This window comes from Sphaerisporangium sp. NPDC088356, assembly GCF_040685555.1.
GTDB lineage: Bacteria > Actinomycetota > Actinomycetes > Streptosporangiales > Streptosporangiaceae > Sphaerisporangium.
In genome coordinates, this window is record NZ_JBFBIK010000180.1 from 1 (window position 1) to 10,169 (window position 10,169).

At 68.3% G+C, this 10,169-nt stretch carries 8 protein-coding genes; 2 read left to right on the forward strand and 6 right to left on the reverse strand.

Features of this window, described 5'->3' with window-relative positions:
• The first annotated feature begins 97 nt into the window (after positions 1–97).
• On the forward strand, positions 98–979 hold the full coding sequence (locus AB0O34_RS34680; protein WP_363922854.1) for an SDR family oxidoreductase: 882 nt from the start codon (positions 98–100) through the stop codon (positions 977–979).
• Between the two features lie 115 nt (positions 980–1,094).
• On the opposite strand, the gene AB0O34_RS34685 is transcribed toward AB0O34_RS34680, so the two are convergent.
• The 3 genes from AB0O34_RS34685 to AB0O34_RS34695 form a co-directional block, all read right to left on the reverse strand.
• Positions 1,095–1,736, reverse strand: a complete 642-nt coding sequence (locus AB0O34_RS34685) for a GNAT family N-acetyltransferase (protein WP_363922856.1) — start codon at positions 1,734–1,736, stop codon at positions 1,095–1,097.
• On the reverse strand, positions 1,733–3,205 hold the full coding sequence (locus tag AB0O34_RS34690; protein WP_363922858.1) for an APC family permease: 1,473 nt from the start codon (positions 3,203–3,205) through the stop codon (positions 1,733–1,735). The genes AB0O34_RS34685 and AB0O34_RS34690 overlap by 4 nt, the downstream gene beginning before the upstream one ends.
• Positions 3,206–3,766: 561 nt before the next feature.
• On the reverse strand, positions 3,767–4,045 hold the full coding sequence (locus tag AB0O34_RS34695; RefSeq protein ID WP_363922860.1) for a hypothetical protein: 279 nt from the start codon (positions 4,043–4,045) through the stop codon (positions 3,767–3,769).
• Between the two features lie 368 nt (positions 4,046–4,413).
• Here AB0O34_RS34695 and AB0O34_RS34700 point away from each other — a divergent pair, with 368 nt between their 5' ends.
• Positions 4,414–5,058, forward strand: coding sequence for a hypothetical protein (locus tag AB0O34_RS34700; RefSeq protein WP_363922862.1), 645 nt, complete (start codon positions 4,414–4,416; stop codon positions 5,056–5,058).
• Between the two features lie 72 nt (positions 5,059–5,130).
• On the opposite strand, the gene AB0O34_RS34705 is transcribed toward AB0O34_RS34700, so the two are convergent.
• The 3 genes from AB0O34_RS34705 to AB0O34_RS34715 form a co-directional block, all read right to left on the reverse strand.
• A complete protein-coding gene (locus tag AB0O34_RS34705; protein WP_363922864.1) occupies positions 5,131–5,403 on the reverse strand; it encodes an RICIN domain-containing protein in 273 nt (90 codons plus the stop codon).
• A gap of 23 nt (positions 5,404–5,426) precedes the next feature.
• The gene (locus AB0O34_RS34710) at positions 5,427–6,278 is read right to left on the reverse strand and encodes a DUF72 domain-containing protein (protein WP_363922866.1); all 852 of its coding nucleotides are present in this window, start codon (positions 6,276–6,278) and stop codon (positions 5,427–5,429) included.
• A gap of 209 nt (positions 6,279–6,487) precedes the next feature.
• Positions 6,488–10,066: a CARDB domain-containing protein gene (locus tag AB0O34_RS34715; protein ID WP_363922868.1), complete on the reverse strand. Its 3,579-nt coding sequence runs from the start codon at positions 10,064–10,066 to the stop codon at positions 6,488–6,490.
• Positions 10,067–10,169 lie beyond the last annotated feature (103 nt).

Genomic DNA, 10,169 nt, shown 5'->3' on the forward strand with positions numbered 1-10,169 from the left:
ATCGACCCATGGGTCCATCATACGCACGATGGGACTCTTGTCCCGTCACCCTGTTAGGGTGACGGGACAAGAGTCCCATCACTTGCGGGAGAGTTCCATGCGCGTCTTTGTCACCGGTGGCACCGGTCTGATCGGTTCCGCCGTCGTCGCCGAACTGCTCGGCAACGACCACACCGTCCTCGCCCTCGCCCGCTCCGACGCGTCCGCGATGGCCGCCGAGGCGGCCGGCGCCAAGCCGCTCCGGGGAGCTCTCGCCGACCTGGACGTCCTTCGCGCCGGCGTCGCTCAGGCCGACGGGGTGATCCACCTGGCATTCAGCAACGACTTCAGCAGCCCCGACGCCCTCGCAAAGGCGGTCGCCGAGGAAAGTGCCGCCCTCGCGACCCTAGGCGAGGAACTCGTCGGCAGCGACCGCCCCTTCGTCACCGTCTCGGGTACGCCCTATGTGCCGGGCCGCGCCTCCACCGAGGCCGACCCGCTGCTGACCGACGGGCCGGTCGGTGGTCGTGGCCGCGCGGTCACGGCGGTCCTGGGCTTGGCCTCGCGCGGAGTCCGGAGCACGGCCGTACGCCTGCCGCGCACGGTTCACAACCAGGGCACGGGCGGGTTCGCCGGAATGCTGACCGGCATCGCACGCCAGACCGGAGTATCCGGCTACCCGGGCGACGGCGCACAGCGTTGGCCGGCCGTGCACGCGCTCGACGCGGCCGTCCTCTTCCGGCTCGCCTTGGAGCAGGCGCCGGCCGGTACCTCCTGGCACGCCGTGGCCGACGAGGGAGACAAGGTGTGTGACATCGCCGCGGTCATCGGCCGACGGTTGGGCCTGCCGGTCGAGTCGGTGCCATCGGAGACCTACGGCCCCCTCGGCCCGGTCTTCGCGAACGACCAGCCCTCGTCCAGCACACACACCCGGCAGGCGCTCGGCTGGGAGCCGAAGCACCCGCACCTTCTGGAGGACCTGGAGAACATCCAGCCCTGACCGGCGACCGGAACGAGCGGAGAGTAAGCGGGTCCGCACGCGTCAGCGGAGCGAGATGTGCAGGATCTCGCCCGCCTTCCGCTAGCCGACGCGGGCGTAGACCCGCGCGGCCTGGTCACCCAGGGGTGCCCGGGCGGCTCTCCTCGACATGGCCGTCGGCCGGTGAGCCACCGCGGGGGAGCGGCGCGCGCCACATCGGGTACATGACCGGGCCGTCGGGCAGCCTGAGCAGCTCCGGCATGTCCACGTAGCCGTGCCGGAGATAGAGCCGGCGGCTCGCCTGACTGCTGGCCTCCAGGTAGGCGGGCATCCCTTCGGCGTCGAGCCGCCGGTGGTGCTCCTCCAGCAGCAGGCTGCCGAGGCCGCGGCCGGTCTTCCCGCGTACCAGGGCGATGAACGCCAGGTAGTGGTGCGGCTCGTGCGGGTGGAGCTTGTCCATCTGCTCGCCGAGGATGCCGAAGCGTTCGGCGTGTTCCCCGGCGAAGGAGGCGATCACGTCCTCCTGGCCGGGGATCTCGGGGAACGGCGCGGTGAACCAGACCGCGACCCCGGCGAGCTCGCCCGACTCGTGGATCCCGTAGATGTCGCCGTGGTCGAGCGCGTGCGCGGCGTGCATGGTGAAGAAGCGCCGCTGGATGGGCACCCGGTCCCGCACCGGCGGGATGAGCCAACTGGTGATCGCATCGGGGCTGAACGCGTCGGCGATGATCTCGCCGGCCACGGCCGCGTCCGTCAACCGGGTGATCTCGGTCGTCACTTGGAGCCTCCGGTGACGGCCTGCGCGCCGTAGCCGATGTTGGCGTACACCTCCGGCCTGGTCACCTTCAGCACACGTGCCCAGACGATACCGAAGACGATCGCGACGACGAAGATGCCGGGCAGGATCCAGCGGATGACCGAGTCGGGTGCGACCCCGAGCACCGTGTCGAAGTTGATCAGCGTCATCCCGATGATCACGCAGAGCGCGAGGGCGGCCAGGGCGGGGGCGATCCGCGTCCGCCATACCGTCTCGCCCGAGGGGTTCCGTGCGAAGAACACGATCACCGCGATCGAGGTGACGGTGAGCAGGGTGAGCAGTCCGAGACCACCGAACGCGCCGAAGGTGAAGAACAGCTTCGTGACCGGATCGAGGCCGAAGATCGCGTAGACGATGATCACGATCAGCCCGAGCGCCGTCTGCAGCAGCGATCCGGCCATCGGAGCGCCGGTACGGGCCGAGGTGCGCCCGAACACCGAGGGGAGCACGTTCTCACGGCCCAGGGCGAAGATGTAGCGGGCCGTGGTGTTGTGGAAGGCGATCATGCAGGCGATGCTGCTGGTCACGAACAGTACGGAGCCGATCGTCGCGACCGTGGAGCCCATGTGGGCCGACGCCTGGTTGAAGATCAGCGTGGGCCCCTGCTCGGTCGCCGCCTTGACGATTCCGCCCGGCCCGGGCGGCACCGTCTGGGCCCAGGCGGAGATCGAGTACAGCACCGCGATGATCGCGATGCCCAGGTAGGTGGCGACGGGCACGGTCCTGTCGCGGTCCTTGGACTCCTCGGCGAAGACCACCGACGACTCGATGCCGGCGAACCCCGCGACGACGGTGGCGAGCGCGGCGCCCACGCCGGGCACGAACAGCGAGCCGGGGGTGAAGCCCTCGAAACTGATGCCGGTCGGGGCGGTGTTGGCCAGGTCACCGATGTCGAACACCAGGACGACCGCGATCTCGCTGACCAGCAGCACAGAGAGGATCTTGCCGTTGACGTCCACCCGCAGCAGGCCGAGCAGGCCGGTCAGCGCCCACGCCACCAGCGCGATCACCCACCACGCGGGTGAGCCACCGAACCAGTCGAGGAGCAGCGGCTCGGCGGCCGACCCGATGATGCCGTAGAGGCCCAGCTGCAGCGCGTTGTAGGCCAGCAGTGCCACCCACGCGGTCGCCACCCCCTGCGTCCGGCCGAGCCCCTGGGCGGCATAGGCGTAGAACGCGCCCGCGTTCACGACGTGCCTGGCCATCGTCACGTACCCGACGGCGAAGAGCGCGAAGATCGCGCCCAGCATCAGGAACGCGAACGGCACACCGATGACGCCCGTCACCGCGTACGCCGTCGGGACCGAACCCGCGACCACCATCAGCGGCGCCGCCGCGGAGACGACGAAGAACACGACCGATGGGACGCCGAGCCGATCCTTGGCGAGTGCGGCGGAAACGGCGCTGGGCCGTTGCTCTGTGAGGGACATACGGAACTCCGTGGATGGGGGGCGGGGGAGGGGTCACCGAGGGCTGATGACGGCTTCGCCGGCGGCACCTGCCGGTGGCGTCCTGGGCGGTCGCGTGGAGGCGGTCCTGGCCTGACGCGAGGCCGGGAGTGACGCGCTCTCGCGCATCGGCTCACCGGGGACGGGGCCCGCCGGCCCCGGGCTCGCGAGGCGGGGAAGTAGTCGCGTACGACCCGTCACGTCGGCGCGCATGACGAACATCAGATCGTCGGCCGGCGACGGACGCGAAAGATCACCTTCAGCCACGATCGGCGATGATATAGGCGAATTGTGAAATCTGCCATCGATGACATTTCACACGGCCCGGGTGCACAGCCTGCTAAATCCCCTAATGTGCAGATATGTACCGGAACGTTTCCCTATCCGCTTTAATGTATTACATCCCATTTGAGCAAAGCCGACAATGGATGTCACGGCAACTCTGCGGTGTCCGCGGCCCTCATCCTGTGGCCGAGGACAGCGGCCCGCGGGGGGGTTAGGGCGGCTGGGCGTCGCACGCGTAGCCGCCCTGGTGGTCGACGGCTACCAGCACCCCGAGGCCGTGGCCTGGGCCGCGTAGGCCTCAGAAAGGCCAAGGTAGTACGCCGTGTACACGTCGCCGTAGCCCTGGATGGCGGCTTCCTGCGCGTACCAGAGCGTGATCGAGGCGGCCGCCAGCAGCTGCTCGCACGTCAGCGGGGCATTCTCGCTCTCCACGCGTTTGCCGGGGAGCTTTCCGCCCGCCGCTGCAAAGGCGTCCCTCGCATGCTGGAATCGGTCACGCAATTCTTCGACGGTCGGCTCGTACGCTGTTCCGGTCACGTCATCCTCCTGATCATGGACGGCCGTTTTTCGCCGCGTCCTGATGTGCCCTGCCCACTGTGCGCGGAGCCGGAGGAAGGATGCCTGAGTAACCCCCTACTCAAGCTACTCAAGGTGGCGAACCGCAGGAGTCCGCTCTATTGGCAGGCGTTGCGTTGAAACCGGGCCGTGGTCTCCGGCAGGTGCCGGACCTGGCGGACACGGGAGCGATGCGGCCACCGCGGGGGCGTGGTCTCCGCCTGCCCGCGGAAGCGGCCGTTCGCCGGGCGGCGGGCCGGATCCTCGCCGCTTCGCCGTGAAGGGGTTCTCAATCACGGTTATGTGCGGTAAAAGATCATTCGTAGTTACTGTCTCCTTTTGAGGTGTATGTGAAGAAGCTCCTGCGACTGCTCGCGGCCCCGGTGTTCGCCGCGACGATCGCGCTCACCGCCTTCGCCGGCCCGGCCCGCGCGGACACCCCTGAGAGCGATGCCGAAATCGCCCTCCAGTGGCAGACCGCGTGGGACACCTACAAGTTCTACAAGACCGCACCTCCCCTTCCGGGGTCGGGGCGGAGCCGGGACACGGCCCAGATCTCGGTCGAGATCAACGCTCCCGTGAAACGCGTCTTCGAGAAGTACTCCAACATCAACAATCACATCGGCAGGGCCGCGTTCCTCAAGCGGGTCATCACCCACAAGGAGTGGTGCCAGCGCGACACGCGTTACATCAACTTCACGGCGATCGAGGACATCCCGTACCAGGGCACGATCGTCACCAGCAAGACGCACGCGCAGCAGCGCATCCACCAGGAGGATCTCTACTACGAGACGGACACCTGGTCGGAGCCCAACGTCGTCACGCACCAGAAGATCGTCTTCAAGAAGCTCCCCGGCGGGAAGGCCCAGGTCACCGAGTACCTCACCTTCGACGCGGACACCTCGCTGATCGACTTCGTCGTCACGAACGGCGTCGCCTCCCACCAGCAGACGCAGGCGGGGCTCAAGGCGGCGATCGAGAGCGGCCAGCTCTGATCCATGGACCGGGCGGGGCGCGCTCTTCGGACGCGCCCCGCCCGGGTCGGCACCGGGGAGGTCCCGCCGGGGTCAGGGCTGCTGGGAGATCCTGAACGACTGCGCGGGCGTGCCGTCGCAGGTGCGCTGTACCAGCTGGACGGAGCCGGCCGTCGAGGCGCCCGGCACGCTCAGGCGCTTCGCGCTGAGGCGGCTGACGAAGTGGTAGTAGCCGCCGCCTTCCGACAGCGCCTGCCACCGCTGGTTGCCGCCGCCGCCGTACGTCCACAGCTGGAACGGGGCGCCGTCGGCCGTGGACACACCGGTCACGTCGATGACCTGGGCGCCGTTGTCGCGGTTGTTCATCCGCGCGGATCCGCGTGATCCGCTCAGAAGAGGGTCAGCGGCTCGGTCGGCAAGGGTTCGGGGAGCGGGTCCAGCTCGGGTAGGCGGGCTCGTACTTCGTCGTGGAATCGGCGGGCGAGAGTCAGGGCGTCGGCGTTGTCGGGGGTGTGGACGAACACGGTGGGGGAGCGGCCTTCGCGCAGCCATTCGGTGACCGCGCCGACCCATTGCCGCCAGCCCTCGATCGTGCGCGACGCGTCGTCCCGTCCGAGGTAGCGGACGATCGGACGGCCGGTGAGAGCGCGCGACCGGAGGGGCACGCGCGGCTTCCTCGTCCACGCCTCTCGTTCGGCGTCGCTGGTCGGAGGGCTCTGGAAGAAGACGGTGGTGTCGAACGGGATCCACTCGGCGTCGGCGCCCGCGAGAACCCGTTCGAGTAGCCGTTCGGATCGCTCGTCCTCGAAGAACGCGCGGTGACGTACCTCGACGGCGTATCTGTGCGAGCGGGGGAGCCGGCGGAGAAAACCGGCCAGGGTGCCGAGGTCGGCCGGGGCGAACGACCCCGGCAGCTGGATCCACAGGGCGTCGGCCCGCGGCCCGAGTGGCTCGATCGCGTCCAGGAACGACCGGAGCTCCTCCTCGGCGCCGGTGAGGCGGCGCTCGTGCGTGATCGACTTGGGCAGCTTGACCACGAACCGGAACTCGGGATCGGTCTGCCTGGCCCACGACTCCACCGTGCTCCTCGCCGGTGTGGCGTAGAACGTCGTGTTGCCCTCCACCGCGTTGCACCAGGTCGCATAGGACCGAAGGCGCTCGCCGGGAGGAAGTGGATGGGGCAGGAAACGCCCCTGCCATGGCGCGTGATTCCACATCGCGCATCCCACGTGAAGCCGCATGGACCAGACGTTACCGAAACGGTCGCGTGCCCTGGATTCGTGCGCCTCCGGCAGGCGCACGGCGGGCGTTCGCCGACGTCGTCACCTGCCCGGCGGCGATCGGCGAGACCTACCGGACGGACACGAGCGGCCATGAGCGTGCTCCTTGTGAGAAGGAGCACGCCACATGGCCGGTCGTTCTTCGAGCTGATGAACCCGTGCCGGAAGGGCTAGCCGCCCGTGATCACGAAGCTCGTTCCGGGTTGCCGCACGATGTTCCCGGTGGCCGAGTTGGTGATGGTCACGTTCGTCAGCGTCGCGTTGCCGCGAGCCCCGCTCATGGCCAGGATGCCGGCGCCGTTGTTGGACTTGTCGATCCGCACATTGGTGATCGCGACGTTCGGCATGTTGCCGCCGCCCGTCTTGAACTGGATGCCGTCGTAGGTCGAGTCGTAGATGTCGGTGTCGCGGATCGTGACACCGGTGATGTCCCTGCTCGACGGGAACAACGTGATGGCTCCGAACTCCTGGTCCTCGTTCCAGAAGACGCCGCCGCCACGGTAGATCGCGTTGCCGGCGATCAACGTGGTCCCCGAGAAGGGCAGGGGACTGTGGTCGGTCGCCAGCATGATGCCCGGGTAGTTCATGGTGTCGTAGATCAGGTTGTTCTCGATGGAGTTGTCGTAGCCGCCGTAGATCGCGATGCCGTTCGCCCGCCAGGGCAACTGGATGGTGTTGTTGACGAAGTGGTTGTCGTGCGTGTTGTCGACGACCTGGTCCTTCACCGCCTGGTTGGCCCAGACCGCCAGGGCGTCGTCGCCGGTGGTGCGGAACGACGAGTTGAACACCCGCGAGTTCCGCGTGCCGTTGGTGAAGTTGATGCCGTCGGCGTAGGTGTCGCGGATGCGCATGCCGCTGAACTGCAGCCCATCGGCGGGCCCCCACAGGGCCGGGATGTTGTCGTAGTCACGGCCGACCCAGACACCCACGTTGGCGTGCTCGATCCACACATTGCTGATCTTGGTGTTCAGGCCGAACCGGCCGTTCAGGCCCACTCCGCCCTCGTCGTTGCCGTCTCCGCCGCGGATACGGCCCGAGCCGAAGATGGCGATGTCGGAGATCTGGGTGTTGCCGTCGATGTCGAAGCCGAAGTTGCCCTCGTGCGGGTGGTTGATGCCGCCCACCACGTCCTGCGGCTCGGTCAGGGTGTAGAGCTGGGAGTGCCACATGCCCGCGCCGCGGATCGTCACGTTGCTGATGCCGACCTGGTTGTACTGGCCCCGGTTCAGCGGGTCGTCGGTGAGGATCTTCTGCTCCTGCCGCCACTGCCCCGCGGGGATCCAGACGCAGCTGATGACGCCGTTCTGGTCGTCGGTAACCGCCCGCTGGATGGCGGCGGTGTCGTCGTTGCCGTCGTTGGGCACCGCGCCGTACTGGGTGATCGAGGTGCAACCCGCCGGCTGGGCGGCCGGGGGCGCCACCTGCTCCAGGTCGATGAAGTCGACGATGTAGAACGACGCCGTGTCGGTCGCGTCGCGCTGCAACTTGAACCTGGTGCCGGCCGGGTAGGTCTGCGTGAGCAGCGCGTGCGACTCGTCGAACAAGCGCCGGGCGTCGGCCTGGGGAGTGTTCGTCAGCGCCTCCGGCCCATCGGTGTTCCCGTACAGCCAGCTGTGGCGAGACGAGAGGGTCAGCTTCTGGGCGAAGGTGTCGTTGATGTAGAGGCTGATGGTGGCGTCGATGCCCCCGCCGTTCGGCGCGTCGGGGATGGAGTTGCGCACCACGATCGAGTTGGAGGCATTGGTCGAGGTGAACTCGACGAACTGCCCCGTGCTGTTCAGCCGCACCGACTTGCGGCCGGAGGACTCGGTCGCGAAGTTGGTATGCCCGAAGGTGCGCAGCGCGTCGGCCTCCAGCAGGGTGCCCTGGTAGCGGGCGGACTCGGCCTCGTACTCGACCCACGGAACCGCCGCTCCGCGCCCGACGACGATCGCCTGCGAGAACGCGTTGTTGGTCTCGTTGGTCTCGGTGACGACGTTGGTCGCGTCGGCGGTGGCGGTGATGGTGGCACCGCCGCTGGTGGCGGTCCAGCTTCCGCTGATGGCCACGTTGGCCGTCGCGCCCGCGGCGATCGCCGGGGTGTTGGTGTTGAGCGTGGTGCCGCCCACCACCAGGCGGGTAACCGTGGTGACGCTCGCCGCGGTGTTCCCGCGATTCTTCACCGCCACGTTGAACGTGACCGCCGCTCCGACGGCCGGGTTCGAGGGGTTGGAGCTGATGCTGAGGACCTGCAGGTCGGGGCCGGGAGCCTCCGTGACCACCAGTGGCGACGCCGCGGTGAGGGAGTTGTTGGTCTCGTTCTGCTCGAAGACCGTGTTGTCCGCGTCCACCGTGGCGCTGACCGGGTAGCTGCCCGCGGGACGGGTGCCGAGGTTGTAGGTCACCGTGGCGGTGCCGTTGACGGGCAGGGCGGGAACCGCCACGGTGCCGACCAGCGTGCCGCCGACGTAGAGGTTGACGCTGTCCGCGGCGGACGCCGCGGTGCCCGAGTTCTTGACCGTGGCCGACAGCGTGATGGCGTTGGTCTCGATCGGGGAGGCGGGGGTCCACGAGAGGTTCGTGACCGTGAGGTCGGGGTTCGGCGCGGGGACACCGAAGACCTGGAACTCGGCGACCTGCCCGCCGGGCGCGCCGCTGTTGCTCGCGAACTTCAGCTGGACGTCGGCGACGGTCGCGGATAGGTCGATCTTCACCGAGTTGCCGCCGGAGGCCGGGTTGAAGGTGTAGTCGGCCGCCGACACCAGGTTCTGGTAGGTCGTGGCGTTCTGCTCACGGCCGAGGACCTGGATGTTCTGCGTACGGGTGCCCCACGAGGAGTCGGGGTTGAGCTTCACCACGACCGAGCTGACGCCGGCGTTGGCGCCGAGCTTGGCGGTCAGCGTGTTCGGGAACGCGCCGGAGTTGGCCTCCCAGTAGGTGGCCAGGTTGTTGTCGTTCGCGTTGGCGGCGACGAACGTGTGCACGTGGCCGGACTCGACCATCTGCTTGCCGATCGCCAGGTTCGTGCCGGGGTCGCCGGTGCCTGTGCGGGTCACGGAGTTGCTGTTGGCCGACTGGTTGCCCGCCGCGTCCTTGGCCTTCACGTAGTACGTCACGGTGGCCGTGGCCGGCTGGGTGTCGGTGTAGGTGGTGACCTTGCCGACGCTCGCCCGCAGCTGGTTGTTGGCGTAGATGTCGTACCCGGTGACGCCCACGTTGTCGGTCGAGGCGGTCCAGTTCAGCTGGATCTGGGTGCCCGAGGGCTGGGTGTAGGCGAGGTTCGCCGGAGCGCTCGGGGCCTGGGTGTCGCCGCCGCCGCTCGCGCCGTACAGCTCGAACTCGGAGATCTGCGCGGCGGGCCAGCCGGTGTTGGCGGTGATGTTCACGCGCCAGTACCGGTAGGACGCGGCGCCGAAGTTGATCGTGACCGTGTTGCCGGTCGCCGGGTTGAACGTGTAGTTCGCCGAGGCCACGACCGTGCTGAAGGCGGAGCCGTCCGCGCTGCCCTGGACCGAAAGGGTCTGGGTGCGGGTCTGCCAGACGGCCGGCGCGGGCACCTTCAGGACGATCTGGTCGACGCTCGTGGCGGTGCCGAGGTCGATCCGCGCCCACTGCGGGAAGCTGTTGCCGGCGCTCTCCCAGTAGGTGCCCTGATCGCCGTCGTTGATCGCCGAAACCGCGTATCCGCCCGTGGAACTGCTGGCCAGGGTCGCCTTTCCTGGCGACAGGTTGGGTCCGCCCGCGGCGGAGGCCGGGATGACCGACCCCACGACCAGCAGGCCGGCGGGGGCCCGCCGCGGCCCCCCCCCCCCCGACCCCACGGTGAAAAGTAAAAAAAAACAGAGAAAAAAAAAAAATACAAAAAGACAATAA

Excerpts from the sequence above, each read along its gene's own strand:
- AB0O34_RS34705 (WP_363922864.1), bottom strand. The coding sequence starts at position 5,403 with ATGAACAACCGCGACAACGGCGCCCAGGTCATCGACGTGACCGGTGTG.
- AB0O34_RS34680 (WP_363922854.1), top strand. The coding sequence starts at position 98 with ATGCGCGTCTTTGTCACCGGTGGCACCGGTCTGATCGGTTCCGCCGTC.
- AB0O34_RS34690 (WP_363922858.1), bottom strand. The coding sequence starts at position 3,205 with ATGTCCCTCACAGAGCAACGGCCCAGCGCCGTTTCCGCCGCACTCGCC.
- AB0O34_RS34710 (WP_363922866.1), bottom strand. The coding sequence starts at position 6,278 with ATGCGGCTTCACGTGGGATGCGCGATGTGGAATCACGCGCCATGGCAG.